This is a genomic window from Streptomyces sp. NPDC060209, assembly GCF_042728155.1.
Taxonomy (GTDB): Bacteria; Actinomycetota; Actinomycetes; order Streptomycetales; family Streptomycetaceae; genus Streptomyces.
The window spans coordinates 1-25858 of the sequence record NZ_JBHWZS010000038.1; the positions used below are offsets into that span (position 1 = coordinate 1).

Annotated in this window: 29 protein-coding genes and 5 pseudogenes; 18 read left to right on the plus strand and 16 right to left on the minus strand. The window is 67.6% G+C overall.

What is annotated here, in order from left to right; all coding sequences use genetic code 11:
- Nucleotides 1–332: 332 nt before the first annotated feature.
- Nucleotides 333–839, plus strand: coding sequence for a DinB family protein (locus tag ACFWFI_RS10515; protein WP_387387747.1), 507 nt, complete (start codon nt 333–335; stop codon nt 837–839).
- Nucleotides 840–996: 157 nt separating this feature from the next.
- Here the strand turns inward: ACFWFI_RS10515 and ACFWFI_RS10520 are convergent, their stop codons facing one another.
- From ACFWFI_RS10520 to ACFWFI_RS10530, 3 genes and pseudogenes are all read right to left on the minus strand, one after another.
- Nucleotides 997–1368, minus strand: a complete 372-nt coding sequence (locus tag ACFWFI_RS10520) for a transposase (RefSeq protein WP_387387802.1) — start codon at nt 1366–1368, stop codon at nt 997–999.
- Between the two features lie 6 nt (nt 1369–1374).
- A pseudogene (locus tag ACFWFI_RS10525) lies at nt 1375–1478 on the minus strand (IS5/IS1182 family transposase); the annotation flags it as partial.
- Nucleotides 1479–1683: 205 nt separating this feature from the next.
- Nucleotides 1684–2289, minus strand: a complete 606-nt coding sequence (locus ACFWFI_RS10530) for a DinB family protein (protein ID WP_387387748.1) — start codon at nt 2287–2289, stop codon at nt 1684–1686.
- 5 nt (nt 2290–2294) lie between these two features.
- Between ACFWFI_RS10530 and ACFWFI_RS10535 the strand changes: the two genes are divergently transcribed.
- A complete protein-coding gene (locus ACFWFI_RS10535; protein ID WP_387387749.1) occupies nt 2295–2423 on the plus strand; it encodes a hypothetical protein in 129 nt (42 codons plus the stop codon).
- Between the two features lie 672 nt (nt 2424–3095).
- Nucleotides 3096–3689 carry a hypothetical protein gene (locus tag ACFWFI_RS10540; RefSeq protein ID WP_387387751.1) on the plus strand — a complete coding sequence of 198 codons (594 nt, stop codon included), beginning with the start codon at nt 3096–3098 and terminating at the stop codon, nt 3687–3689.
- 503 nt (nt 3690–4192) lie between these two features.
- Here ACFWFI_RS10540 and ACFWFI_RS10545 read toward each other — a convergent pair.
- From ACFWFI_RS10545 to ACFWFI_RS10565, 5 genes are all read right to left on the minus strand, one after another.
- Nucleotides 4193–4405, minus strand: coding sequence for a helix-turn-helix domain-containing protein (locus ACFWFI_RS10545; protein WP_387387803.1), 213 nt, complete (start codon nt 4403–4405; stop codon nt 4193–4195).
- Between the two features lie 100 nt (nt 4406–4505).
- Nucleotides 4506–4664 carry a hypothetical protein gene (locus tag ACFWFI_RS10550; RefSeq protein ID WP_387387752.1) on the minus strand — a complete coding sequence of 53 codons (159 nt, stop codon included), beginning with the start codon at nt 4662–4664 and terminating at the stop codon, nt 4506–4508.
- A gap of 176 nt (nt 4665–4840) precedes the next feature.
- A complete protein-coding gene (locus ACFWFI_RS10555; protein WP_387387753.1) occupies nt 4841–5875 on the minus strand; it encodes a hypothetical protein in 1035 nt (344 codons plus the stop codon).
- Nucleotides 5876–7034: 1159 nt separating this feature from the next.
- Nucleotides 7035–7433, minus strand: a complete 399-nt coding sequence (locus ACFWFI_RS10560) for a hypothetical protein (RefSeq protein ID WP_387387755.1) — start codon at nt 7431–7433, stop codon at nt 7035–7037.
- Nucleotides 7434–7707: 274 nt separating this feature from the next.
- The gene (locus ACFWFI_RS10565) at nt 7708–8178 is read right to left on the minus strand and encodes a hypothetical protein (RefSeq protein ID WP_387387756.1); all 471 of its coding nucleotides are present in this window, start codon (nt 8176–8178) and stop codon (nt 7708–7710) included.
- Between the two features lie 200 nt (nt 8179–8378).
- Between ACFWFI_RS10565 and ACFWFI_RS10570 the strand changes: the two genes are divergently transcribed.
- Both ACFWFI_RS10570 and ACFWFI_RS10575 read left to right on the plus strand, forming a co-directional pair.
- A complete protein-coding gene (locus tag ACFWFI_RS10570) occupies nt 8379–8969 on the plus strand; it encodes a hypothetical protein (RefSeq protein WP_387387758.1) in 591 nt (196 codons plus the stop codon).
- 78 nt (nt 8970–9047) lie between these two features.
- A protein-coding gene (locus ACFWFI_RS10575) for an IS5 family transposase (RefSeq protein ID WP_387387759.1) occupies nt 9048–9850 on the plus strand; the annotation gives its coding sequence in 2 pieces (ribosomal slippage) (nt 9048–9405 and nt 9405–9850; 804 coding nt in all).
- Nucleotides 9851–9863: 13 nt separating this feature from the next.
- On the opposite strand, the gene ACFWFI_RS10580 is transcribed toward ACFWFI_RS10575, so the two are convergent.
- Nucleotides 9864–10274: an Imm10 family immunity protein gene (locus ACFWFI_RS10580; protein ID WP_387387760.1), complete on the minus strand. Its 411-nt coding sequence runs from the start codon at nt 10272–10274 to the stop codon at nt 9864–9866.
- A 385-nt stretch (nt 10275–10659) separates the two neighbouring features.
- Nucleotides 10660–10884 carry a hypothetical protein gene (locus tag ACFWFI_RS10585; protein ID WP_387387761.1) on the minus strand — a complete coding sequence of 75 codons (225 nt, stop codon included), beginning with the start codon at nt 10882–10884 and terminating at the stop codon, nt 10660–10662.
- Nucleotides 10885–11144: 260 nt separating this feature from the next.
- Here ACFWFI_RS10585 and ACFWFI_RS10590 point away from each other — a divergent pair, with 260 nt between their 5' ends.
- Nucleotides 11145–12212 carry a hypothetical protein gene (locus ACFWFI_RS10590; protein WP_387387762.1) on the plus strand — a complete coding sequence of 356 codons (1068 nt, stop codon included), beginning with the start codon at nt 11145–11147 and terminating at the stop codon, nt 12210–12212.
- A 19-nt stretch (nt 12213–12231) separates the two neighbouring features.
- A pseudogene (locus ACFWFI_RS10595) lies at nt 12232–12372 on the plus strand (IS5/IS1182 family transposase); the annotation flags it as partial.
- Between the two features lie 200 nt (nt 12373–12572).
- Here the strand turns inward: ACFWFI_RS10595 and ACFWFI_RS10600 are convergent.
- Nucleotides 12573–13094, minus strand: coding sequence for a hypothetical protein (locus ACFWFI_RS10600; RefSeq protein ID WP_387387764.1), 522 nt, complete (start codon nt 13092–13094; stop codon nt 12573–12575).
- A gap of 589 nt (nt 13095–13683) precedes the next feature.
- On the minus strand, nt 13684–15054 hold the full coding sequence (locus ACFWFI_RS10605) for an MFS transporter (protein WP_387387765.1): 1371 nt from the start codon (nt 15052–15054) through the stop codon (nt 13684–13686).
- A 121-nt stretch (nt 15055–15175) separates the two neighbouring features.
- On the opposite strand from ACFWFI_RS10605, the pseudogene ACFWFI_RS10610 reads away from it, so the two are divergent.
- Both ACFWFI_RS10610 and ACFWFI_RS10615 read left to right on the plus strand, forming a co-directional pair.
- Nucleotides 15176–15407: pseudogene (locus ACFWFI_RS10610) on the plus strand (pyridoxamine 5'-phosphate oxidase family protein); the annotation flags it as partial.
- A 1048-nt stretch (nt 15408–16455) separates the two neighbouring features.
- Nucleotides 16456–16713 (plus strand): hypothetical protein, encoded by a 258-nt coding sequence (locus ACFWFI_RS10615; protein WP_387387767.1) that lies wholly within the window; start codon nt 16456–16458, stop codon nt 16711–16713.
- Nucleotides 16714–16729: 16 nt separating this feature from the next.
- Here the strand turns inward: ACFWFI_RS10615 and ACFWFI_RS10620 are convergent, their stop codons facing one another.
- Complete coding sequence (locus tag ACFWFI_RS10620; RefSeq protein ID WP_387387768.1) at nt 16730–17200, minus strand: ATP/GTP-binding protein; 471 nt, start codon at nt 17198–17200, stop codon at nt 16730–16732.
- Nucleotides 17201–17680: 480 nt separating this feature from the next.
- Here ACFWFI_RS10620 and ACFWFI_RS10625 point away from each other — a divergent pair, with 480 nt between their 5' ends.
- The 3 genes and pseudogenes from ACFWFI_RS10625 (at nt 17681) to ACFWFI_RS10635 (ending at nt 18685) form a co-directional block, all read left to right on the plus strand.
- Complete coding sequence (locus ACFWFI_RS10625) at nt 17681–17890, plus strand: hypothetical protein (RefSeq protein ID WP_387387770.1); 210 nt, start codon at nt 17681–17683, stop codon at nt 17888–17890.
- A gap of 14 nt (nt 17891–17904) precedes the next feature.
- Nucleotides 17905–18144, plus strand: a pseudogene (locus ACFWFI_RS10630) (hypothetical protein); the annotation flags it as partial.
- Nucleotides 18145–18238: 94 nt separating this feature from the next.
- Nucleotides 18239–18685 carry a hypothetical protein gene (locus tag ACFWFI_RS10635; protein WP_387387771.1) on the plus strand — a complete coding sequence of 149 codons (447 nt, stop codon included), beginning with the start codon at nt 18239–18241 and terminating at the stop codon, nt 18683–18685.
- A 576-nt stretch (nt 18686–19261) separates the two neighbouring features.
- Here the strand turns inward: ACFWFI_RS10635 and ACFWFI_RS10640 are convergent.
- Together ACFWFI_RS10640 and ACFWFI_RS10645 are read right to left on the minus strand one after the other, a co-directional pair.
- Nucleotides 19262–19798, minus strand: coding sequence for a YcxB family protein (locus ACFWFI_RS10640; RefSeq protein WP_387387773.1), 537 nt, complete (start codon nt 19796–19798; stop codon nt 19262–19264).
- Nucleotides 19799–20018: 220 nt separating this feature from the next.
- Nucleotides 20019–20648, minus strand: a complete 630-nt coding sequence (locus ACFWFI_RS10645; protein WP_387387774.1) for a TetR/AcrR family transcriptional regulator — start codon at nt 20646–20648, stop codon at nt 20019–20021.
- Nucleotides 20649–20842: 194 nt separating this feature from the next.
- On the opposite strand from ACFWFI_RS10645, the gene ACFWFI_RS10650 reads away from it, so the two are divergent.
- Nucleotides 20843–21805, plus strand: coding sequence for a zinc-dependent alcohol dehydrogenase family protein (locus ACFWFI_RS10650; RefSeq protein WP_387387804.1), 963 nt, complete (start codon nt 20843–20845; stop codon nt 21803–21805).
- A gap of 58 nt (nt 21806–21863) precedes the next feature.
- Nucleotides 21864–22067, plus strand: a pseudogene (locus ACFWFI_RS10655) (IS5/IS1182 family transposase); the annotation flags it as partial.
- 20 nt (nt 22068–22087) lie between these two features.
- On the opposite strand, the gene ACFWFI_RS10660 reads toward ACFWFI_RS10655, so the two are convergent.
- Entirely contained in the window at nt 22088–23641 is a 1554-nt protein-coding gene (locus ACFWFI_RS10660) for an alpha/beta hydrolase (RefSeq protein ID WP_387387776.1), read from the minus strand.
- 237 nt (nt 23642–23878) lie between these two features.
- Between ACFWFI_RS10660 and ACFWFI_RS10665 the strand changes: the two genes are divergently transcribed.
- The 4 genes from ACFWFI_RS10665 to ACFWFI_RS10680 all read left to right on the plus strand — a co-directional run bounded on the left by ACFWFI_RS10665 (nt 23879) and on the right by ACFWFI_RS10680 (nt 25781).
- The gene (locus ACFWFI_RS10665; RefSeq protein ID WP_387387778.1) at nt 23879–24181 is read left to right on the plus strand and encodes a helicase associated domain-containing protein; all 303 of its coding nucleotides are present in this window, start codon (nt 23879–23881) and stop codon (nt 24179–24181) included.
- A gap of 139 nt (nt 24182–24320) precedes the next feature.
- A complete protein-coding gene (locus tag ACFWFI_RS10670; RefSeq protein WP_387387779.1) occupies nt 24321–24800 on the plus strand; it encodes a hypothetical protein in 480 nt (159 codons plus the stop codon).
- Nucleotides 24801–25184: 384 nt separating this feature from the next.
- Nucleotides 25185–25346, plus strand: a complete 162-nt coding sequence (locus tag ACFWFI_RS10675; RefSeq protein WP_387387781.1) for a hypothetical protein — start codon at nt 25185–25187, stop codon at nt 25344–25346.
- Between the two features lie 135 nt (nt 25347–25481).
- Complete coding sequence (locus ACFWFI_RS10680; RefSeq protein WP_387387783.1) at nt 25482–25781, plus strand: hypothetical protein; 300 nt, start codon at nt 25482–25484, stop codon at nt 25779–25781.
- Nucleotides 25782–25858 lie beyond the last annotated feature (77 nt).

Sequence of the window (25858 nt, forward strand, 5' to 3'; positions counted from 1 at the left end):
GCACGACGACAGTTACGGCACCTCGCCGCGTTGTCGGGTCGCCCGAATGCGCCCAGTATGAGGACGCCCCTCCGCCTTGCGATGCACCGCATCTGTCGCCGCGCGCTATTCCACCGGGCATTACGAGACAGCCCTTAAAGCGTGTTGCAGAAGAAGATTCAGGGGTCGATTCCGGCCATGATCTGCGCTCGCGAGCGATTCGCTATGCCCTGCTTTTCGCTGCCTATCGCCCCCAGTTCGTTCTTGCGGCTGGGCTCCTACGTGATCCTTGCGAGCGTTCTGCAACACGCTTTAGGATGCGTTTCGAAAGTGGATCAAGCTAGTGTGCCCCGATGACAGAGACGCAACGACGCCGCGACGTAGGCCCACCTGGCAGCGACTCCGACGAGAAGTCGACATTACTCACGTTCTTGAACTACGTCCGTGAAGCAGTGGTTGCGAAGGCGCAGGGCCTTGATGACAGGCAGGGGCGAACGCCCGGGGTGTCCTCTGGCACCAGCGTTTTCGGCCTGGTCAAACACCTGACGGCGGCGGAGCTTTACTGGTTTGCCTGGGCCTTCGAGGGTGCCGATGTCGAGCATCCGGATTTCAGCATGGATCTCTCCGAGGGTGACACCGTGGACAGCCTTCTCGCTGCCTACCTCGGTGCCATTGAACGGTCCGACGAAATCATCAAGCGTTGTGGCAACTTGAACCATCCGTGTGCTCGGGCGGCAGGCAAAGCGGGCACTGTGCGACCGATGCGGTGGGTGCTGGTGCACATGATCGAAGAGACGGCCCGCCATGCAGGCCACGCCGACATCCTTCGTGAGCAGGCTGACGGTTCCATCGGTAGGTAACGCACTTTTGCGCTCGATCCCAGGTGCTCCACGAATGGCAGGCGCATGCGGACTACAGCCACTCATTGATGGCCACGATGAGGACAGTTGCCTCACTGCGGACCGCGAGTCTGTCGAATCTCGTCGCGACGACACGGTGCCATATTGAGAGGGTGTCTCACGTGGCAAGTGTCGCGAGCTTCGTGTAGCAGGTCAGGGCGGCGGCCAGGCCGAGGAAGGCGAGGAAGTGCGAGCCCTTTCGTTCGTATAGGACGGTGAGGCGCCGGTAGCCGAAGAGCCAGGCGATCGACCGTTCGATCTTCCAGTGGTGCCTGACGAGGCGTTCGCCGGACTCGATGCCGGACTGCGCGATGCGCGCGACGAGCCCGCGCTCGCGTAGCCAGGCCAGGTGTTCGACGGATAAGTACGCCTTGTCCGCGCGGAGTTTGACGGGCTGCGCCGCCGTGGTCCCCGGCGGCACCGGACGGCGGGTATGCCGCGGATGAGCGGCTTGAGGGCGAGGCTGTCGTACATGTTCGCGCCCGGACACGGCGACGGCGAGCGGGATGCCCTGGGCATCGGACAGCACGTGCAGCTTGCTACCCTTTTTTGCCGCGATCGACCGGGTTCGGCCCGGTCAGCGATCCTCCCTTTGGCGCGAACGGAGGCCGCGTCGACGATCGCCGAGGTCCAGTCCACCTCGCCGCGGGCCCCGAGTTCGTCCAGCACCGCCCGGTGCAGCCGACGCCGCAGTCCGGACTCGGTCCATACCGTGAAGCGGCGATGCGCGGTGACGGGCGACGTGCCGAACGGCGGCGGCAGATGCCGCCAGGCACAGCCGCCGGTCAGCGCGTGCACCACTGCATCACGTCACGTGAGACGCCCTCTGAGCCTTGACTGGTGCAGCCGACCTAGCAGCCTGCTCGATCTTCGCGCAGTAGGCTGCACGGGCTTCCTCGTCGATCTGCTTCTCGTGTTCGGCGCGCAACCCGGTCCGGCCGTCGAGGCCCTCGCGCAGGATATCGGCGTGCCCGGCATGCCGGATGGACTCGCCGAGGACATGGACCAAGATGTCGAACAGGTTCGTGTCGGCATAAGGCTCCGGCCACCACGGCACGTGGCCGGGGGCGTCGAGGGAAAGCTCATTGATCGTCGCGTCCGAGTGTTCCCACGTGCGCCGGTAGAACCCGATGATCTGATCGCGGGTCTCGCCCTCGATCGCCCACAGATCGCTGCCGTTGGAGTCCTGCCACCGGGGCAGCGGTTCCGGGGAAGGGCGGTCGAAGACCTCGCCGAAGTACCTGGCCTCGACGGTGGCCACATGTTTGACCAGGCCGAGGAGGTTGGTCCCAGTCGCTGTCAAAGGTCGGCGGGCGTCGTATTCGGACAAGCCGTCGAGTTTCCAGAGCAGCGCCTTGCGGTCCCGCCGCAGTCTCCCGTACAGGTTGTCTTTCGCGAATTCATCGATCATGCGGCATGAGCCTGCCATGGGCTGCTCGTGGTCTCAAGATCCCGTACGTGGTCCGCAACGACTGGCAGGGCCGATGCGTGGCCAGTGCCGCCGCCCTGACCTGCTACAAGAAGCTCGCGAAACTTGCCACGTGAGACAACCTCCAAGTTTGCGTCATTTCCCTTACCTCTGCCGGGCGCCCGGCATCGAACACGAGAGCCCATTTCCTGGTGCGACAGCGTTCATCAGCCACGGCCGTCCAGACCATAGGGCCGGCGCTCACCCAGCGGCACGGCGCCACCCGCAATACCCCCGTCGGGGCGACGGACATGGTATGCGGGTTGAGGCCGGCTGCTGGTTGACCGCAACACGAAACGGCGAGGTCAGACCAGGACCAGGACGGGGGGACGTGGTTCAGGAGCGATCAAGCAGCCGTGTCATCCAGCACAGCTGGCCATACGCTGCGGCCGGCAGCAGGGCAACGGATCGCACTCCAATGCCCAATCGCGGATACCTTGCAGGCTTCTGCAGGCCACGAACCTTCTTATCTCCCCAGTCAACTTTTCCCTCAAGACGGCACGACCTGCCCCGCAGAAACGAATACCACGTCGGACAGCGAGTTTCAGGGCAAGGCCATCAAGTCGAAAGTGGTTCCCGCGAGGTTCCGGTCGCGTACGAGCCGTCCTGAGAAGCGGAGTTGTCCTCGCTCAGGGCCATCGCAAGGTGCCTTCGGCGGGTAGTGAGTCACCACTGGGAAGTTGCCCGCATGGATGTGTGAGTAGCATCGGGGGATCATCCCACTCATATTTCCGAAAGATGAGGGCCTCATGTCCGAAGTCACTGCAACCTCCACAGTCACCGCCGGTTACGCGCAGAGGGTTACCGAAGACCTCGCGGCCACCAGGACCGAGCAGGAGCGGGTGCGTGCCGAACTGGCCCGGCTGGAGGGCGAGCTCCGCCAGCTCCAGGAGGGCGAGCAGGTCCTGGTGAAGATGCAGGTCGTGCTGGGCGGCCCCGATAAGCCGGCCGCGGAAAGCGGCAAGGGCAAGAAGAAGGCTTCGGTCCCTGCGGCGCGCCGTGGGAAGAGCGCGACAGCGCAGCAGAAGGCGCCGGGCAAGGCCAAGTCTTCGAAGAAGGCCGATGCCAAGGCTCCTGCGGTGAAGGCCACGACGGCCAAGAGTGCGGTCGAAGAGACCTGGGCTGCGCTGGCCGGCAGTTACCTGGCCGGGCAGAGCGAGCCGAAGTCCGCCGCCGAGGTTTCCGCCGCACTGACCGAAGCCCACCCCCAGCGCAAGGTGCAGGCGACGGTCGTGCGCAACGCCCTGGAGCAGGGGGTTGCCCGCGGCCTCCTGGAGCGCTCCAAGCAGGGCCGCTCCGTGTACTACACTCCTGCCGCCACTGAGCCTGCTGCTGCTCAGTAGGGACGGCCGCGGAGCTCCAGCCTCAGGGGTGCTCGACGACGAAGTGGCGAATGCAGGCATGCTGACCTGGCCGGCGCTCCTTGCGCTCGGCCTGCATACAGCAGCGCAGGAGGCGCCCGCGCAGTCAGCGAAGCAAGTTCGGCTCAGGGTGGCGACTGCTGCTCGCGCCGCTCGGGCGGGCGGCCCACAGGGTCGTTCGCTTCCCATCAGCGGGTGGACAGTCGTTTGCGACACCCACGACTGCTGAGACCAGCTCCTGGTGATCAGCTCGGCCCAGCCGTAGCTGAGGGGCGATGCCGGTGAAAGGGCTGCCACGGACGAAAGCGGACGCGCGGCGGAGGGCGAGATCTCCGACTTCGTCGTATCGGGTCAGGCCCTGCGGGCGAAGCCGGCGCTTGACGGCCGACTGGGGATGGCGCCGAGACTCAGGAACCTCGCCAACCGTAGGGGTTGCTTCCTTGACCACGGCATTGCGCCCGCTCGTACTCCTCGGGCGTCACCGCTCACCCCTCGGGCGTCAGCCGGACCCGTGTGGGTCGGCGGGCGGCCCGGGTGATCGGCGCCTCTTCGCCGGCGGCGCGGCGGGCCGGGAGGTTCTGGGCCGATGTGGCGATCAGTTCGGTGGGCGTGCAGTCGAGGATGTCGCAGAGGGTGGCCAGCACGGCGCTCCGGGTGCCTGAGACCAGACGGTGGACCTGGGAGGAGGACAGTGTGATGTCGCTTCGGTCAGGTGCGCTATGAGCTCGGCGACGGTGAACATGCCGCGGGCGGCCATCAGCTCACGCAGGCGCCACCCGTAGCTGATCTGGCGTGGCATCAGGACGACCTTCCTGACCGCAGACAGGCCTCGATGGTGGCGTCCAGGACACGATGCAGGGAGCGTGTGCGGAAGTCGGACGGGACGCACCTGTAGATCGCGGTGGTGGAGGCGTGATCGTGGCCGACCTGCTGCTGGATCATCTTGAGTTTGACCATCCTCTGAGCCATTGAACTGGGCCATTGCGTGGAAGACGGTGTACTCGACGAGCGGAGCACGGTGATCGTCGGCGCCCAGCGCCCCACTTGATCGCTATCGTGATGAGACGGCTGCAACCGGTGGTGACACGGTGGTTCGCTTGGACGGTTGAACCTCACGGGCGCCGGCCAGCCCCTCATGATGGCTCCGCCGATCGAAGTGACGGCCGTTGCTCTTGCTGGTGTTGATCCCCGTCTCGCAGGACTTGGTATCGGCTGAGTTTGTCGTTGTCGTTGAGGTGCTCAGCTGCCGCTATCGCCGAGTCGAGTACCCCGCCCAGCCACTTCTGCGGAGCATCTCGTAGATGCCGGTCGCCCTCGTCCAGCAGCAACCGACCTTGGTGCTCGTCTGGCGCAACTGGAACGAGTTGGAAGTACTCCTTGACGAATGCCTGCCACATGCCCATCCACGGCCAGTCCGGGACTCCCGAGAGCACCTGCCCGGCTGCCTGCAGGGATCGCCATGCGCCTGTGAAGTCGCCGGCCTGCCGTTCCAATCTGACCAGACTCAGCAGCTTGCCGGCCTTGAGGCTCGACTCCGGTGGACTGTCGCAGAGCGCGATGGCCTCCTTCTGTACCGCCACTGCCTCGGTGAGGTAGCCGAGTTGGGCCAAGTGGAACTGCAGTGTGTTGAGCGAGTTGTCGGTTCGAGGCTCGCTGGCGGCCCACTCGGTCATGAACAGGCGGGATGCCTCGCGTTCGCCGAGGCGCGCTGCGTGGTGGGCCCATGTGTTCAGACTCTCGTCGGCCGGGTCGGCCGGGAACCGTTCGCGTTGCTGATCCAGCCACTCCTCAACGGCGACATCGGTGTGGCGGTCCGCGGTGATGTCGCCCAGGATGCGGTCACGGTCAGGGTGGGCGCTGGCTCGTACCAGCTCGGCGGTAGCTGCGGCACCTCCGGTGAGCAAGTGGTAGAGGTGGTAGCCGAGAGCCGCGTCGAAGCTGATGTTCTTCGCGGTCCAGTGCAGCCAAAGGTCCTCCGCCTGCCGGTGCTCGGCGACCAGGAAGCCGGCCAGCGTCAGGTCTGGGCCCAGTCCCCAGGGGACGGCCTCCTGGTAGAAGGTGGTCTGCTGTTGGAGGAGGAAGCGCAGGAGCGGTAGGTCCTGTGGGCGGCGGTCGTATTGCAATGCCCACAGAACCGCGAAGCGGGCGGCTCTGTTGCGGTCGGTCACGGGACCTGCGTCGGTGTCCTGAACGCCGCAGTAGGCGAGGTCCGCCCACGTCCCCGGGTTCCGCCGGGCTTGTTCGAGAGCGGTTCTGGGTCCCCGCAGTAGTCGGTCCTGCTCGTCGGCGGTCGTCATCGTCGTCCCCTCGCTTGATTGGTTGTGATTCTCTCGGCTCGTTGTTCGGCAAGTGCGCTGACCAGTTGGTCGCGAAAGCGGCGGTTCTCCTCCGTTCGTTGCCGGAGGCGGGTGTTCGCTGCCTCGCATCGCCGTAGCAGGGAGGCGTCGGAGGTCCGCTGGCGTGCCGGAATCGGGACGCGGGTGCTCGGCGGCGTGCTGCCCGCAGGCGCTCGGCTTCAGCTCGCAGGTCTGGCTGGGCGTAGAGCCAGGATCGGTAGGTCTATGGGGGGCTCGTGTCCTGGCCGTCGAAGAGGCCGCGCAGCGAGCCTTCGGTGTAGCGGGACAGCGCGATTGCGGCGCCCTCTCCCCAGTCGGTGAGCCTTGCGGCCGGCCACCTTGCCGTCCTCCGGGGAGGCCAGGGCGTCCATGAGCCCGTTGAGCGAGGTGGCCTTGGGGTGATTCAGCGCGTGCTGAAGAGCGTGCGTCGCCTGGGAGGTGAGCGCGCTGGGCTCTACCGCGACGATGAACGAGCGGACCAACTGCTCACTCACCTCCGGCGGGAAGAGCTCGCTGCACGGGTTGAGCGTGAACGAGCCGGCCTCGATAACCCGGCCTCCCAGGGACCGGACGAGCGGGGCCCACTCTCCAGCGCTGTCCTCCCCGGAGCTGTCGATGACCCGTACGAGGGAGCCAGCCTGGGGCACCACCACCCATCAGCCGGGCACTACGGCCTCCACCTGGCCGTGACGCCCGCCCCAACACACCGTGACATCGGCCGAGGCTCCACCGGTCGAACAGCTCCTTGGGTGGCGTGGCCGGAGTGGGGCACCGCCCCCTTGAACGATGGCGTTGAGGTGTTCGCTCTGCCGAAGCGGCTGACCCGAGCACTGGCCAACGCGAGCTCCGCCGAACTCGAAGAACTCGCAAGCCGCTGGACCACGCGCCTCCGATCCGAGGACGGAGACGACATGACCGACGATGACCTGCTGGCAGTCCTGCAAGGTGTTGCCCGGCCCGCGGCGTCTTCGGTGAACAACGGTGGCGGCCTCTACAGCTGGAGCTCCTGACCATCCTCCTGCGAGGGACGCTCGCGTTTGAGGCCGCTGCATGCCAAGAGCTCGGTCCCGGTGGAGTCGAAGTACAAGGTGAAGAACCAAGACCGGTCTGCTGCGATGATGTTGCCGGTACGCAATTGCTCGTCGCGGTGCCGAGCGCGGAGGATCTCAACGGTCTCGTCGAGGCCGAGGGTCGCCAGACCGATCTTCAACGACCGCTTCAGCCTCGTCGCAGCGATGCCGACGACCATCCACTGTGGCGGCTGTCCGTCGTAGAGCACGACCTCGCCTCCCGCGGCGATGGCGTCGCGTGCTGCCTTGCAGGCACTGGTTTGCTCTTTGAGCATCACGGCGATGTCGGGCGGACTTGGGCTCTCGTCCTCGGCGGCCATGTGGCGACTGTAGAGACCGAACGCAGGTGTTGCTACAGGATTCGGCGTGACCTACGCAGGGCTCTGGGACAGAGGCGGTCGTGACAGGTAGAGCTCCAGACCGGCAACATAGTGATCAATCGGTCAACCAAACCCTGGCTGCAACACAGCTTCGACGCCAGGGACGTCAGTCCACTCGCGCAGCCACTCCCCCGCGACCGCGGCGTCCGTGGTCGCGGGCACAGCGTCCACGATGGCGCCAGCCGCCGGTCGTCGAACAGCGTCTCCAGGACCCTCACGGCAGCGCGCGAACGGCTCGTCCAACAGCTCCTGGGCCGTCGCTCCGGAGGACGACGTGGGAGGGCGCTTCCATCGCTGTACAGCTCGACGACCCACTCCATGAGTTCCGCCAGCACGCGGTCGGGGAGGCGCAGGGCGTACGTGGCGCGGCCCCGCCCTTGACCGTCGCCGCGAACTCCTCGGCCGCCTCACGGTCAGTGAAGGTCTCGAGAACCTTGCCGGCATGGAGCACCTGGAGCTTGGTCAGCAGCTCCGCCGACTCCGAAAGCATCAGGCGGCGCATACACCTTCCGCAGCGCCTGCGGGTCGAGCTCCTCGAGGTTGTCGACGCCGATCGCTCGCTGTGCAGGCCGACATGGGCGTCCATGAAATCGTCGCCCATCACCCCCGCCAAAAACGACAATTCGGTGCTGTTGACGTCGGCGACATGCGGCTCGGTGTTGAGGGCGAAAGCCTTCGTTGCCATGCGGTGGCCCCTGATGATCCAGCAGACCCGCCCGGCCCAAACCCAGCGGCGTACCGCGAAGGGTAGACCAGCGCCCGCCGATGACCTCTCGACGAGCGTGCCAGCAACTTCACGAATCCTCGGCCATCCCCACACCGGACCCGGTATGCATAGACGGGCATCGACCGGTCGAGCATTCGGGGGGACAATTGGCCTGGGCCATGAGCCACGACTATGCGGCGATCATGACCAGCGTGAACGCTGGCGTGCTCCTGGTAGCCACCATCCAGTACGGGGCCGTGCTTCGAAAATACATCGACCAACTGATGGCCGACACCCAAGAGCGATATGGGCGCATCGGTCAGATGATCGAGGCGCGACGAAACGGAAGCGAGCCCTCGACGGCCGATCTAATCGCAGCCAAGCCCCCAGCGGAACCCCAGATCTTTCCGTGGCGACACCGGATGCTGCCGCGCCGATATTGGCCCTACACGCTGGCCACACTTGCATATTTCGTCCTGTGCTGGATGCTTCTGTCCTCGATGATGCGCATCTTCAGGTGGGCCGGGACGGCCGACGCAGGACCGGAACCGGGCCTAGCCAGGTGGTCGTTCTTCGTCACGGGCGGTTCCCTCGCGGCTCTGCTGTTCGAAGCCGTCTTTCTGGTCGCTGCATCAGGGTTCCGACGGGGCGGCATCGAGCATCGTCGTTTCGAAGCCTCGTACAGCACCCAGGAGATCAGCGAGATGGACGACTTGATCGAGGCCGCGGCACCCACGCCCTCGATCGACGCCCCCGCCGCGCAGCCATAGCCATCACTTCCCCTCACGAACGGGTTCGATCAGCTAAGACGTCGTTTCTTATGGCGGTTGTCGGTTGTTGAGCGGTGTATGACGGATCTGGTTGAGCGGCTGGTGCCGGATGAGTTGTGGGTGCTGTTTCGGCGGGTGGTGCCTGTGACGGAGGCGACTCGCCCGCAGGGCGGAGGCCGGCGTCGGGCGGGTGACCGTGAGGCCCTGGCCGCAATCGTGTTCGTGACGACGTCGGGCTGCACGTGGAGGCAGTTGCCTCCGGTGTTCGGTCCGTGCTGGCAGACGGTGTACCGGCGTTTCGCCCAGTGGAGCCGGGACCGGGTCTGGGCCCGGCTCCACCGTGTCGTTCTTGATGGACTCGGTGCCCGAGGCGAACTGGACTGGTCGCGCTGCGCGATCGATTCCGTCAGCCTCCGGGCCACAAAAGGGGGCCACTGACAGGACCGAATCCGACCGACCGTGGCAAGTTGGGATCGAAGATTCACTTGATCACGGACCGGAACGGACTGCCGCTGTCTCTGGGGATCTCCGGCGCGAACACCCACGACAGCCAAGGGCTGGAACCCCTCGTCCGCGGCATCCCCCCCATCCGTTCACGCCGCGGACCACGACGCAGACGACCGGCCAAGCTTCACGGTGACAAGGGTTACGACTACGACCACCCGCGGCGATGGCTACGCTCTCGCGGCATCACGCCTCGAATCGCCCGCAGAGGCATTGAGTCCTCACAGCGCCTCGGTCGACACCGCTGGGTGGTCGAGCGCACGGTGTCCTGGCTGGCCGGCTGCCGCCGCCTTCATCGCCCTTATGAGCGCAAGCCGGAGCACTTCCTTGCGTTCGTCGGTATCGCTGCCGTCCTCCTCGGCTACCGGCGACTTTGATGCAGACGCGAACCTACAGATCCACGCGCTGGGGCCGGGCTTCTTCTCGCCCGAACGCCAGCACTTGAACGAGCACGTCGCGCATCCGCTCGATGTCCTCGTCCGGCACATCGAGCTCTGCTTCGATCTTCGTGTCCTCCAGCCCCAGATCGTCCAGCGAAGCAGGGTCCAGCGACACTGTGAGCAGCCCGTTCGACAAGGTCACCTCCCGGACACAGCCGTAGGCCGTCCCTTGGTCCTGCGTCACGAGGCAGTGGCTGTCGAGCCCCAGAGTCACGTTCTGACGGGACGGCTCGCCGATATTGCTCATGAAGAGCAGGAAGAAGCCATCGCCAGCCTCATCTTCGGCGACGCCCGCTTGCATCACGTCGTTGTCGCGTTCGACCCCTGCTGCTACTACACGAGCGGTGAATCTGTATGTCATAGCTGGGTTCTAGCAGGTGCTCCAAGCCAGCCAGCAGGCAGGACCCACGCCATAAGAAACGACGTCTAAGGGCTGTCCCGTAATGCCCGGTGGATCAGCGCGCGGCGTCAGATGCGGTGCATCGCAAGGCGGAGGGGCGTCCTCATACTGGCGTATTCGGGCGAGCCGACAACGCGGCGAGGGTGCCGTAGCTGTCGTCGTGCGCCCGCCGGGGGATTACGGGACAGCCCTTAAAGCGTGTTGCAGAAGAAGATCAGGGGTCGATTCCGGCCATGATCTGCGCTCGCGAGCGATTCGCTATGCCCTGCTTTTTGCTGCCGCTCGCCCTGGTTCGTTCTTGCGGCTGGGCTCCTGCGTGATCTTTGCGAGCATTCTGCAACACGCTTTAGGCAGGAGGCAATACTGACGACATGGCACACGCCAACCGGCGAGACCGCCGCCCCGCCTCGAGCACAGCCCGGCCCATGCCGGCAGGGCCGGGGCCGAGCACCGACCCGGGCTCCCCCGCCTGGGAGACCTCGAGCGACTCGTCCTCGGCGACGAGCTGCGACACCTCGACCAGCTCGGGCTCGTCGAGCTGCTCCAGCGACCAGCCACGAGACGGGGCCAAGGGTGCAGTCGGCCGGGCCAACACTGTGATCGGCAACAACGGCCCCAGCAACGCCCACGGTCATCTCAAAGGTCCCCGACAGGCCTCTTCTGCAAACCGGGCCCTCAACAGACCCTGAGCGATACAGCATGGACGGCGACTTCCACCCACTGCTCTAGGTTTATGCCCTTCTCGTGCGCTCTGTACGATGCCATCACTCAACAGACGGCCTGAGTGACCTCGCGGAACCGTCAGCCCTGCTTCAGAAAAGAACACCGACCATGCAACACCCGCCCGCCCCTCCGGCCCTGCCGCCCGCTCACCCCCCGGTGCCGCGCGGCCCTCGGTGGTGGCTAACCACCCCGGCCCGCGTCGGCTTCGTACTCGCCGTGCCCCTGTTCGGGCTGATCAATGCGTTCCTCGGGTTCTTGGTGCTGGTCCTCGCGATCGTCCTGATCTGGAAGGGCACTCCCTGGCAGAAGAGCATGAAGGTGGCCGCGACTATTGCGGCCATGGCGCTGCTCGGCGCGGTTGTCCCGGACCCGGAGACCACTACGCAGGCGGACGGGAAGGCGACGGCGAAGGAACGTACCGCAGTCCTCCCGACCACGCCGACGCCCTCGCCCGCTGCGGACGAAGGGGAGTCAACGCCCAAGCCCCTGCCGAAGGCCGCTGACTACCGGAGTCTGCGGCTGGACGAGGCGCGGGACAATGCTGAGGCCGCCGGGTTCGGTGTGGGCGACCACAACGCGTCAGATGACGACAAGAGCATCTGGATGCGGTCCAACTGGACCGTCTGTTTCCAGGAAACGGGCTGGACCCGGTCCGACACCAAGACGATCGACTTCGGCGCGGTGCAGACCGGCGCGCCGTGCCCTGAGACGGACGGCGGAGCCATTCCGTGGCCGACGATGCCGGATCTGGTCTGGAAGACCTGGAAAACCGCACACGAGGAGGTCGTCAGCCTCAAGATCGTCAAGGACGACCACGTGCGGGCGGACACTGCGTACGTCAATGACACACTGCCCGACGAGGGCGAGTACGACGACTGGCGCGTCTGCGTGAGCGACCCGGCCGAGGGTGGGGAGATCACCCTCGGCATGTGGGTGACCCTGGAATTGACTGTCCCTGGGAACGGTTGCCCGAAGCTGAATAGGGAGGACGATGACCGTGCAGGACTTCCGGACCGGGACGACGACGGCGACCCTGACTACCGCGACCCGTTCCCCGGCGACCGAAATCGCAACAGCACCTTCCCGAACGGCATGCCGGACAGCTCGGACGGATCCGGAGGTTCCTCCGGTGGCAGCGGAGGAAACTGGAACTGCCCACGCACCCGTTGGTGCTGACGGAGAAGCCGCAGTCGTCCTGGAAGCTCCACTCACCGGGCTGACACCCGGCGTCTTCGGCAAGTTGGTGACCGCACTGCGACGCGAGGAGGCCGACGCGCCGCCCTGGCAGCTCTCGCTGGAGGATCGGGGGCGGCTCGCCGTGGCCTGCTGGCCGACGGTGGTCAGCTTCTGAGTGCTGCGCACCGGGCGCGGCCTTCACCGTCGCGGGGTAGCAGGCCTGGCGCACGGAGTCTGCGGGTCCTGTCCGGCGTCGCGAGGCCTGACTCGAGGTCTCCCGCCCTGCGCACGCGCTGGACCGCCGGTGACGGCCGTGGGCACGCGGCGAAGCGAGGAAGTGAAAATGCACAGGGGCGGCGGCTACCGTCCTGGGGGCAGCGGAACGGGCTGCTTGGCGTGTTCGTGCACGGCGATGATGAGCGCGGTCTGAGCAGCGGCGGAGCGGTTGTGGTCGCCGTCGTCCAGGGCGGCCAAGGCGTCGGCTGCTGCCTCACGTACCCGGTGCGGCACTTCTTCCTCGGCGGCGATCTTGTAGGCGTCGGTGCGGCGCGCGGCGCGTTCCTCGGGGGTGACGCCGTGGGGGCCGGTCCGGGGGAAGACGGCGGCTTCGTAGTTGGAGACGATCAGCAGGACGTATTGGGCGATGCCCTCGGCGTAGCCGTGCGCCATCACTGCTGTCCTGGCACGCGCGTGGGCGGCCATTGCGCGCCGCCGTACGAGGAAGGCTCCGATGGTGCTTCCGGCCCCCATGCTGACCCCCAGGATCAGGGCAGCGAGCGGGCCTTCGATGATGAGGCCCACCAGCGCGCTTGCCGCGGTGGCCAGGCAGGCTATGCCGCTGGTGACCAATAGGAGGGCGCGGGCGGGCGTCATTGGGCTCATGCGACGCAGTCTGCCAGGGCCCGGCGGTCAGCCGATGGCCTCCTCCCGCTGCTGGCGTTCGCGAGCGGCACTCATCACTTCGAGCGGTTTCGCAGCGGACAGCGTCCTGCGAAGTGCGTCGAGGGGCCTACCCGACTCACCAAGAGCACCTGGGCACTACTGAAGGGTGCTGCGCAGACGTGATCGAGGGGGGGCTGGAGTGGTGATGCTGATGCCGCTTTCGCGCGTGGTGGCGCCCTGCGGTTGCAGGTGGGTACGAGTGGCGGGCGGTTGGACGCTCTGCTCTGCCCGGCCGGCGGGTGAGGGCCATTCAGAACAGCAGGGCGAGCCGGGCTCCGTGGTGAGTTTCCCGGACCGGCAAAGCTCCGGAACCCGGACCCAGCGTTGCCGCGGGTACCGGCCCACAGCAACAGACATCCACTCGCATTGATACTGGTTCACCACGCCTTGCGCCGGTTCCGACTGAGGAGCCTGGTCGGGCGGGCGCACGATGCTCTCGTCAACGTCACTCGCGCCTGCCCGTGTGACGGCCTCGCTCCACGACACTTTCGTGACCCTCCCGCGACTCTCACCTGTCGTCGGCGGTACTTCAGCCAGTGGTGTGGTGGGTCTCCTTCGGCGGGATGCAGGAGAGCGCGAGGGCGGCGGCTGCCAGATAGGCGAGCGCGCCGATGACCATGCTGGTTCGCAGCCCCGCTGCGAAGTCACCGGTCGCTGCGAGCAGTGAGCCGCCCAGTGCGACGCCTGCGGCGCTGCCTACTTGGCGGTTGGTGTTGAACAGGGCGGAGGCGGTGCCGGAGAAGCCCTCGGGTGCGGCTGTCATGACGGTGGTGGTCGAGCCGGTGAGGGCGAAGGAAGTGCCGAATCCGGCTGCCATCATCGGTGCGACGAGCAGCGGGTAGCCCGTGTCCGTCCCGGCGGCTGCCCAGCCGGCCAGGCCCGCAGCTGCCAGCAGTATGCCGGAGACCACCAGCGGGCGGTGTCCGGTGCGTCGTGCGAGGCGCCCGGACAGGACCGAGGCGAACATCGTCATGGCGACTGCGGGGAAGAGGGCGAGCCCGGTGTGCAGTGCGCTCAGGCCGCGGTGCTGCTGGAAGTACAGGCTGGCGGTGAAGATCATGCCGTAGAAGGCGAAGTTGAACAGCAGGCCGATCACCGCCGAGCCGCTCAGCGTACGCGAGCGCAGCAGTCGCAGCGGCAGTACGGGAGTGCGGGCCAGGTGCTCGCGCAGGACGAATAGGGCGGCGGCCAGCACGCACAGGCCGGCCCCGGCGAGGATCAGCGGGTCTGTCCAGCCGCGTCGTCCGGCCTCGTTCAGGACGGCGGTCAGCAGAGCCACCGTGGCGAAGATCGTGCCTTGGGCCGGCCAGTCCAGGGAGCGGCCGGTGTCCCGGGGCGAGGGGGCTACGTTGCGCAGGGTCAGCAGCAGGCAGGCGCATCCGATGGGCAGGTTGATGAAGAACACCCATCGCCAGCCGACGGTGGTGACGAGGAGTCCGCCGAGGAGGGGGCCGGCGGAGGCGGCGATGCCGGCCATCGAGCCCCAGAGTCCGAAGGCGCGGGAGCGCTCGGCGGGCGAGGGGTAGGCCTGCTGGAGGAGGGCGAGTGAGCCGGGCACGATCAGTGCTGCGCCGGCTCCCTCCAGCAGCCGCGCGGCGACCAGGGTCCCGGTGTGCTGGGCCAGCCCGCAGCCGGCCGAGGCCGCAGTGAACACCACGACCCCGGTGCAGAAGATCCGGCGGTTGCCCAGCCGGTCCCCGAGCGCGCCGCCGGTGAGCAGCAGGCCGGCGAAGGCCAGCGTGTAGCCGTCGGTGATCCACTGGATTCCGGTGAGCGAGGCCGACAACTCCCGGCCCACGACGGGAACGGCGACGTTGATGATGGTCACGTCCAGGATGACCATGAAGTAGCCCGCGCAGACCGCGAGCAGCGGCACCACGGACCGGGGCTTTGCCACCACCAATCCCACCTTCGCAAGAGAGAGTCACGACACCCCGTTCCGGGGAGCCCCGGCGCCCGTAGTCCTGGTTGCAGCAGGACGGTCGGCGACGCTGTGACTCACGGGAAAGGCCTACGAGAGGATCGGCGGCAGGCTGCGGACGTTCATCGAGAGCCGGCCGGTCTTGTTCACCGCCACGGCCCCGCTCGCCGCCGACGGGTGCGTGAACCTGTCGCCCAAGGGCCGGGCGGACACTCCGGGGGTACTGGACGAGTCAACCCTGGCCTATCCGGACTTCGGCGGCAGCCACGCCGAGACCATCGCCCACCTGCGCGAGAACGGCCGGATCACGCTGATGTGGTGCGCGTTTGGCGCGCGCTCGAGTGCGATGTGGACGTCCGCGTGGGTCCGTCCTGTCGCCCTCCGTCGAGCCGAGGAGTGGCCCACTTTCACCGGGTCGACACGGGGACGAGCGGCGGCGGTTGCCGTCTGGCTCCGTGGGGTGCGGGAGTGGTCACCGTGGTGGCAGGGGAAGGGGTGCCGGGGATCCCTGGACACGAGTGCTTCGCCCGGAGTTCTGGTTTATCGCATTTCGTCTTTTCGGGTGCAGGAAAATCGAATCACTTCATTCGACCTTGCGAGATCAGGCATCAATTGGAGCTTGCACCATGCTCTGGGTTCCGTCGGGGTCGACGTGGTGCTCTCAGGCTGTAGTGGCCGAGGCCGGTCGGATGGGTGGGCGAGAGGTGCTCGCTGATGGTCATACCTGCAGGTTGTTAGGCCTGTCGGCGACGGCCCGCCGAGCTGCACGGTGACAGGGGCTACGACTACGACCACCTGCGCAGGTGGCTGCGCGCCCGGAAGCCTGGCCTTCGCCGGGATCGCCGCCGCCCTGATCTGTTACCGCCGACTGGACCGGCCGACCCGTTCACAGGGCGCCGAGAAAGCCCGGATCAACCCCATCGAACTGTCGGCATGAGTCCCGGGCGACGCCGAGCAGCTCCCTCATGGGCACGGCGCGACGACTGGTCGCTGAGAGATCTTGGCGTGCCTCGGCAGACCACAACGGCGGAAAAAGGGAAAACAACAAGAGTTTCCAGTAGCCGAGGAGCGCCGCGGATTCGTCGTGGTGCGTATCCGCATCCACCGCTGACCTGCCGTGGTGAGTGACCGACCTGAAGTCTCACCATGACCGACGGTCTCCACTCACCATGGCAGGTCCGGGGGTGGCGGATCAGTTGCTGTTGACGACCTGGACCTCGCGGACATCGATGCTGAACAGCGTTCGCAGGGTCCCGGTGGACTTCCTGTCGCCGTCGAGGGCGGGGCAGTTCTGGTGGAGGCAGGACACTTGAGCACCCCGGGAGATGACACACGGGACGCCCTCGGGTTGGATGGTCCCACCACATCGCAGGGGGCGTCATGGTGCTGGGTATCTTCGTCGGCTTGGCACTTCTTGCCATGCTCGCTGTTGGCATTACGTGGGCGGTGATCGGCATCCACGCCCTGCTCCTGGGCAGGATGCCTGGTCGGCGGCTTCCGCGGTACGTCCGTCAGCCCCGGCTCTGGGGGGCTGGTGCCCTGCTCATGCTGGCCAGTTGGTACGCCCGCTCGCCCTCGCTCCTGGTCATCGGTATCGGCCTCATCGCGCTGGGGCACGTCGCGAAGCCCACCCGGTAGTCCGCCGAAGCCCCGGTCAGTCGTTGACGACCTGGACCTCGCGGACGTCGGCGGTGAACTCCGTGGCGCGGGTCTCGATGAACGTCCCGCCGTCGTTGAGGGCGGGCGCGGTCCAGGCGACGGTCCAGTGCGCGATCGCGGTGCCCCTGTACCGGCCGGCTGCTCGTAAGAGGGGCCGCTCGTAGAGGTGCCCGCAGTCCGGGGAGGGGGTGCCGCCCCGCGACTTGGTGAACGGCGTGCCGGGGCCGTGGCAGGTGACCGTGATGCCGTCGCCCATCGCCCACCGCACCTGGGTGACCTCGGCCGTAGCGGTCACAATGACGGCCCAAGCCGTGGCCGACGCCGACATCGGACCGAAGGTCGTCGGGGACGAGGTCGCCCACATCCACATCCACATCGGCGTGCCGACCACGTACGTGCCGGCCATCCGGGGACTGGCGACCTCCGGACCGTCCAGGCGCATCGAGGCCACCGCCCGCCGCGTCACGGCCTCCGGGTCAATGGCCGGCGCGGTCGGGCCATCCTGCCCGGCCGGGACGAAAACGACGCCGCCACGGTCGCTGCCGCACTGACCCTTGTCAGACCCCGCCGTCGTCCGGGTCGTGGCCCCTTCCACGCCTGATGCCCAGCCTGGGGCGGCGGATCGACCAAGTCGTACGAGCACGTGTCGATCGACTTGCTGCTACCGGTCGAGGCCGGATCCGCTCGGGCCGGCTCCCCGCCCGAGAAACCCGACGAGCCGGAGGACTCCGGCGGATCACGGAGCCGTACGTAGCCGCAAAGTTATGCACCGAACTCTGCCCGAGCACGCCCGGTGTCTCCTCGGAGATGAGTACCGCTCCACGCCGGACTGCCAGCTCGAGCACCGTGAGCATTACTTCGTCGAGGAACTGAGAGTGCCGGCCACTTTGCTTTCGGGGCCCGTCCTCCAGGTGCCGGAGCCTGCTGGGCGTCGCACGCTGGAGAGATGAGCGCGCCGATAGTCATTCACCGCCCCTCCTCCACGGGCGGGCGCCGGGTCACCATCCGTGGGCAGATCGCCGGACTCGCCTACGAGGACCAGGACGTCATCGAGTTCCTGCGGCGGGCCGGGCTCCCGGATGCGGATCAGCTGCTGGACCGGCCGGAGTGGGTGGAGTGGCGGGGCGGGCGGGCGCACCGGTACGCGGCTGCATGAGTGTGGCGGGGGGGCGCCCCAAGGACTCGACCGGATTCGGCGTACCGCCCCGCAGGTGGGTCGTCGAGCGGAGTCTGGCCTGGATCATGCACGCCCGCCGTCACGCGGGTGACTACGAACGACTCGTCCAGCACTCCGAGACGCTCATCACCTGGGCCATCATCACACTCATGACCAGGCGGCTTACCCGCAAGTCAGCCCGTCTCACCGAGCCGCCGACGACCCGACCGGGCCAGCTGGCGCGAGCCGCCTGATCTGCAGGAACAGGAAACGACCCTTGGAGGTCAGCAGCAGGTGATCGTCGTTTCCGGCTTGTGGCGCAGTGCCATTCATTGGGACCATCTCCGCATGTTCGAGTTGCTCCCCGAAGTCGGTCTCCGGCTCCCTGGCTGTGCCGGCACCCTCCGCTTCGGCATGGACGAGCGCACCGCCCAGTGGGCCGTCGCCACCGTCGCGGACGTTCGCGACGGTTGGGTCTGTGGCGCCCGCTGGGCCTTCAGCGCGCAGTACCGGGGCCTGACGCTCGACGCATACGGCGACACCACGGACCGCCGCGGCTGGCACCAGGACACCCCTGGCCTGGCCGGCATCAGCCTCACCCGCGACCCCTTCACGCTCACTGGGCCGTCCGCCTGCCCAGTCGACCTCCGCGGCATCAACCTCTTCGGCTACCCGGCCGCCGAGGTTTCGGATGCCCTCGGTGACAGCCTGCCCCCGATGCTCCGGCTCAGCGGCGACGGTCTCTACCTCACCGCCGTGTCGGTCCACACGGAACCCGTACCTGTCGAGAGCTGATCACGACGGCGAGCCGGATCGACGAGACCGCCGGCGGTCGCGCGGCGTTGCGCCCCCACCAGCGAAAATGCAAGCGGTCGGACTTCAGGGGTGCAACACCCTGCGCAGCATCGGATGCAGCCCCGAGCGCGACGTCCCTTGCCACGGAACTTCCGGGCTCTCTTCCAGGTCTGAGGCAGCGTCGCTTCTGCCCGGTCGCGGCGCCGGCGCCGCATGGAGCGTTCCGCCGTCGACCGCGCCGCGCTCCACGCGGCGGGCGATCGAGGACCAGGCGTGGCCGCAACTCGGCCCCTCCCCAGCGCCGCCGACCGCCCGTGCGCCAGGTGTCTGAGCCCGGGGCGAGAGGCTGGTGTCCGGCACCGGCGACGAAACTCCCGCCCCAGGCGCCTGGCAGTCGCGAGGACACCTCGCGGATTCCGTAGTGAGTGGCCGTACTCCCTGCCGAACGGCCTGAGGGCTGGGTAGCGTCCCCGGCCGCGGGAGCTTCACCATCGCTGCCGGACCTCGCTGTCCGCCTTGCTCACCACTGCCGTGGCCTCCGAAAGAAGTCTGCAACCCGGATCCGGCCGGGAGAGGTCAACGGCCCTGTGTCCGTCGGTTCTTTGAGCGGCGGAGCATGGCCTGCGGCAGAAGGTGCATCAGGTCCGTCTCGCTGGTCGTGGTGAGCAGCCGCTTGGGCACGATGAGCAGGCCGGGCTTCCAGCCGAGACGGCCGGTCAAGACGTAGACCCGCTCCGTCTCGTAGTAGCGGGACATGCTTCGCCACGGCACCCGCATGAGTTCCTCGGAGCCGCGGGAGAGGACGAAGCCGGCCTCGTTGACAGTGGCCTGCTTCTCCCCCGTGGCCTGGTCGGCACGGAACATGCGGCCGGCGAGCAGCAAAGGCAGCGACAGGCCGAGCGCTCCGTAGACAAAGGCGAGAATCAGCAGACCGGCGTTGACCGAGCCGCTGTGAGCAACGGGCTTCAGGCTCAGTGCCGCCATCAAAACGGCCGCCACGACGATGAGCCACCGCAGGTATCGGAACAACCCGGTCGCTGCGAGGGCCTCGTCGAACTCCTCCCGCGTCAGGATTCCCCTGTAGGTGATGGTTGTCTGCCGTATGTCGTCCACGGGCGCGGAGCCTACAGGCCGCGACCACGCCCGCACGGGCCCGGTGGCGACCACACCCGGCACCTCGCACCGGGACGGGTAAGCAGAAAGCCAGCACAGTGTTGCCCGCGTTCCCCGCGACCGCACCCATACACTCACCACAACCACCACCACCCCTGGATGATCTATTCCAAGGGATTCAGTGGTCCGCGCGTCGAGCGTGGACACCGCTCGCCCACGGTCAGACGCTGTCCGGTGCTGCGGATGCCAGGCGTGCCGCTGGTGGTAGTGGTGCGTGCTGAGGGCAGGCTGCGAACGCCTGGATCGCCAACCCTGCGAAGCGTCGGGAGGCCATGACCTGGGTGTCGGTCGATCTCGTGTGGATCCCCTTGTTGGCCATGAGGATGAGAACGAGGTCGTCCAGGACGAAATCGGACCGCAGGCGCCCTGCGTCCTTGGCCCGCTGGGCCAGTCCGGCGACCGTTTTCACCGTGTACTCACGGCCCGCGACATCCGGCGCCCCCGGGAAGGTCGACATGAAGGCTTCGCTGAAACCCCGATCCCGCGCGTGCAGCTCACAGATCTGCTCGATCACGAGGCAGAGGCCACGCCATGGATCGGGATCGGCGCACCCGTCGTCGACGATGGTGCGACACGCACGCAACTGGTCCGCGAAGGCTTCGGTGGCCAGCACCTGCTTGGTCGGGAAGTGACGGTACAAGGTGGCAGGTCCGACCCCCGCACGCCGCGCGATCTCCCGCATCGGCACGTCCAGGCCATCGGCGGAGAACAGTGCTCGGGCCGCGTCGAGGATGCGCTCGCGGTTGTCCAGCGCGTCGGAACGCAGGGTGTGAGGCAAACGGTCGATCATGCTCTCACTTTACCTAAACGGACGAGGGCGTCCGTTAGCGTTCAAGACGTAGCAGCTCACCGAGATCATCGGGGCGCACAGCACCGGGACCGAACCCCTGCCGCGCCGTGAACCCCCTCCCGTCGCCGGCGGCGATCGGCGGCGGGTACTGAACACGACCGCACTTGATCGGTCCAAGAACATGGGAGACGACACTGAAGGCAATCGCGATCCAGACGTACGGAGGTCCTGAAGGTCTGGCTGTTGTCGACCTGCCGGTGCCAGTACCTGCTGCCGGACAGGTGGTGATCGCCACCGAGGCCGTGGGCGTCGGCGGAGTCGACACCGTGATCCGAAGCGGGGCCCTGGCCGCGTACGGCTTCAAGGAGGGCCACATCCCGGGCAGCGAGGTGGCGGGCACCGTGACCGCGGTCGGTGACGGCGTCGACGCCTCGTGGATCGGCGGGCGGGTGTGGGCCTTCACCGGCACCGGCGGAGGCTACGTCGAACAGGCCCTCGCGCCGGTCGAGGAGATCGTTCCCCTGCCCGTGAACCTGTCAGCAGTCGATGCGGTGACACTCGGCAGTTCCGGCGTGGTGGCCCACTTCGGGCTCCGCCACGCCCACTTCGCGCCCGAGGAGACGGTCCTTGTGCGTGGTGCGGCCGGCAGCATCGGGATCATGGCCGTGCAACTCGCCGCTCGCGGCGGCGCCGTTGCGGTGGGGGTCACCACCTCTTCGGCCGAGCGAGGCGAGCAGCTGCGGCGTCTCGGCGCGACCCACGTGCTGGACCGCTCCGGCGAAGGAGGGGAACAAGCTCCTGCAGGCTATGACGTCATCATCGACGTGGTGGCCGGCAAGGACATGCCGTCGTTCTTCGACCGGCTCAACCCGAACGGCCGCATGGTGGCCGTGGGCGCTGTCGCAGGCCAGCCACCGGCGGACTTCGGCACGAAGATCATGGCGGCGTTCCAGAAGTCGATGTCCTTCGCCGCTTTCAGCGCAGCCACCGTCGCCGGAGCCGACCGGCGTGCCGTGCGGAGCGAGCAGTTCGCCGCAGCGAGCCGGGGCGAGATCGAAACAGTGGTGCACGAGGTGCTGCCACTGGACGCAGCCGTGCTGGCGCACCAGAAAATGGACGCGGGCGAGGTCTTCGGCAGGATCGTGCTGACACCGTAGTCGAAGGTATCCACGCCGGGATTGCCACGATCCCCTGCGCAGTCGAGGCGAGGGATACCAGGTCGGGCCCCCGCCGGATGACGTGAACGTCAACCTCGACCGGGGCTACGACAGCAACAAGTCCCGCGTTCTGCCACGGGAGTTGGACCTCACCGGTGAGATCGCCCACAAGGGCGTACGCGCCCCGATGCAAGCCGGCAAGCGGTGGGTCGTGGAACGAACGCACTCGCCCCTGCGAGCGAATCGGTGTGCTGACGGCCGCCCGGCGGATCCGTACGGGCATCAGGACATGCTGCCCCGGCACACCGTCCCCGGGGCGGGGGTGCGGCCCGTGCGGAGGTATTGGTCGACCGCCTTCGTGACGCAGCGGTTCTGCGGGTATGTGCCGTGGCCCTCCTCCTCGGCCGTCAGGAGCACGCCGACGCTGTCGCCCAGGGCGCGGGCCATGTGGCGGGCGCCGGGGTATGGGGTAGTCGGGTCACCGGTGCCACCGACCACTAGGACGGGGGCCGCGCCGTCGGCGTTCACCTGGGGCGTGGCGCGCTCGCCGTCGAACGGCCAGTCGTAACAGAGGTATACGCCGGTGGACCAGGCCGCGCCGAAGACAGGTGAGGCGGCTTTGATGCGGGCCGCGTCTCTGTCGAGGCGTTCGAAGCCGGGGCGCAGGCTGGAGTCCGCACAGGTGATCGCAATCCGGGCGGCGCGGCTGCTGTCGCGCGGGGTCGCCGCGCGGTCGGCGGAGCCGATGTCGTCCGCGCCCTTGCTCAGCGGACGGCCGTCGTTATGGTCGATCAGCGCGGTGAGGGCCTTGGCGAGCGGCGACCAGCCGTCTGTGCCGAGGTCGAGATGGTCGCTGACGGCGTACGCGAGGTCGTCGGCGTCGAGGCTCCTTCCGCCGCCGGCCGAGGCGGGCTTCTTCTCCAGGCGGTCGGCCAGGCGCGCCATGCGTCGCGCCGCCTCCTCGGGCCCGTCGCCGGTCGGGCAGTGGCGGATACGGGCCGCGCAGTGCGCAGCGAACCGGTCGAACGCTGCCTGGACCGCCTTGACCTGTGACACCTGCTCCTCGTCGAGGTCCTCGGTCGGATCGACGGACGCTTCGAGGACGAGCCGTCCGACGTGCGACGGGTACAGGTGGGCGTAGACCGCGCCGAGCGCCGTTCCGTACGAGACGCCGAAGTAGTACAGCTGCTCGTCGCCGAGGAGGTAGCGCATCAGGTTGAGGTCGCGCGCGGTGTGCGAGGTGCCGATGTACGGGAGGAGCGCCCCGGAGTGCTCGGCGCAGGCGTCTGCCCGGTCGTAGCCGGTGTCGTCCGCGGTCTTTCCGCAACGCACGGGGATGGTCGCGCCAACACCACGCGGGTCGAAGGAGACCAGGTCGTAGCGGTCGAGGAGCGGCTTGTACTGGTTGAGGCGTGCGGGCAATCCGCTCACGCCGGACACGCCGGGGCCGCCGAAGTTGAGGACGAGCGAGCCGATGCGCCGGGCGTTCGGGCCGGTGGCCTTGCGGCGGATCAGGGCGACGTCGATCGTCCTGCCGTCTGGTTTCCGGTAGTCGAGGGGGGCCTTCATGGCGGCGCAGTCGTAGCCTGTGCGCGCGGTGGGCGGCGAGGTGCAGCGGGACCAGTGGAGGTGCTGGCCGGTGGTGAGCGCGGTGGGCAGATCTGCGGGCGGGTTGTTCGCGGTGAACTCCGTACGCGGCTCCGCACTCCGGCCGGGAGCGTCGTGCTGGAGCCAGGCGCCGACGGCCCCGATCGCGGCGAGGACAAACCCGGCGATGATGCGCGCACCGACCGAGAGGCCCGGTCTGCGGCTTCGTATCGGATGTGCGTCACTCATCGAAATCCCCGCGCTCCCGCCCCTGGACGCCCACCTGTGCCCGCATGCCCGTACCCGTGATCGTCCGATCGTTGAATGAGTGCAGGGTACAAGCCGCCTCCGGCAGCACGGCTCGCGAGAGTGCCCAGAAGGTTGGACCGCCCTGCGCTCCCGCCCTGGTGCAGGGCGAGGACCTGGGCCGCTGGGTTCAGACGGTCCGCACGGGGTGGACAAGCTCACCGGTGCCCAGCAGTGGATGTGCACCCACGTCCTCGGCATCGAGCCTGCCGACGTAGCCGAGAAGCCGAAGCCCTCGATGAGCCAGCCCAGAAGTGGGCGATCCATCTCGCCGCCGCCGGGCAGTTCTACGAGCGGGAACGCCACCTCAAGGTCCCCCGCAAGCACATCGAGGCAATCAGCGTCCCCGGGACGGGCGATGGCCAGGAAGAGGAGCGTCCACTCAAGCTCGGTGCATGGGTCGCCAACCAACGAACCCGTGCCTCGACACTGACGCCGGAACGCGCCGAGCAGCTGTCCGCCGTCGGGATGCGATGGACCTGATGGGCATTCCTCGAGCCCGGCGAGAGCGGGCGTGGTCGCGGTGGCGGTCGCGGTGGCAGACACTCTGGACACGTTTCCGGGCGACTGCGAAGATCCACGACTGGACCGGCAACCCTCTTGTGAACAAGGAGAGTTCAGCATGCACCCGTTAGCTCTGCGACACCGCGTCTCCGTCGTCGCCGTCACCGCGTTCCTGGCCGGGGCGGGCACCCTGGCCGCCGCTCCCCCGGCCCTGGCCGGGGATGACTCGACCATCTTCGGCAAGGACAACACCGTTGCTGTGGGCGAGGTTACGTACGCCCCTGCGACGGCGCAGGACGAGGACGGCATCACAGTCGACGTGACGTACTCCTGCGACCCGACCCCAACCCTCTCCCTGGGCATCGCCTGGCGGCTGGCCGACGAGCGGGACTCGCAGATCAACAGCCCCCGCGGAGTCGCGACCTTGCAGCCCTCCCAGCTGACCTGTGATGGGCAGAAGCGCACCGTGGCGATCACCGCCCGCGCGTGGGGGGACCATCTCCCGTTCGGGGAGGGCGACCCGGTGCAGGTCACGGCGATCGTGGACAACTTCGAGGGCGCGCCGTACGCCCGGCGCGTGGTGGTCACGACGATCTGAGGCCGCGGGCGACGTTCGGGCGCCGGGCCGCTTGGGCCCGCCGGGTCTCCGGCGGGCCCACAGACACAGGGGACACGGTCACGTCAGGAGACCGTGCGGAAGGCACCGTCGGCGGCGGTGGCTGGTCGAGCATGAGGGCATGAGGGCTCCCGTGCTGGCGGTGACTGGCCGGACGGTGCGCAGAACGGATACGACTTTGCCGAGGACGGTCGGAGCGACCCCGACAGCACCGTTCCGTGGATTGCCGACCAGGACGCGCGCCTGCGCCGACTTTTCGGTGCCGACGACAGCCCTCACGACCCCACGGCCCGGTTCCGCGGACTGCCGCCCGAGCTCGGCTTCGTCCACCGGCACGTGCCGTGGACCCTCAGCGTTCCTCTCGACATGCACCTCGCCAACCTCGCCAGCTACTCCGACTTGCTCGTCCTCGGCAAGGAAGCGACGAACACCTTTATCGCCAAGGAACGCGACCTCCTGGCCGAGGTCTTCCCGAACCGGATGGTCGAGGAGCACTACGTAGTCAGCTTGGCTGTCGCCACCTGTTGACACAGCGCTACGACACGTTGGCGACCGCCAGCGGACAGAGTTGCCGTCAATTCTCGGGTTCGGGCTCACTTTCCTTGTAGGGCTGACTGAGTGTGATGTCAGTGGTGTGTGGTGGGATGGCCGGACTCTGCTGCCGTGACCTGCTGGGAGACCGCCTTCATGCCCGTGTACTCGTCTCTGACTCACGCCCTGGCCGCGGCCTTGGTCGATGTCCTGTGGTTCATCGAGGGCAGTGAAGACGAGCAGATGGATCCGGACGACGCCGTCAAGGTCCTGGAGGGTGTCGCCCACCTGGTCAGCAAGTTGTCGAGTGACCAGCGGAGCGAACTGATCGACCTGCTCGAGACGATGGCTGAAGCCGAGTCCGACCCCGCTCGGCGGGAGTTCCTGGAAGGGTTCCCGGAAGGCTTCGGGCTCCTTGATGACGTGGTCTGACCTGTGCTTCACAAGTAAAGCAGGACGCGCTTGCGGAGGAGATGAAAGCCGGCCCGACCGAACATCTGGCGTTTGAC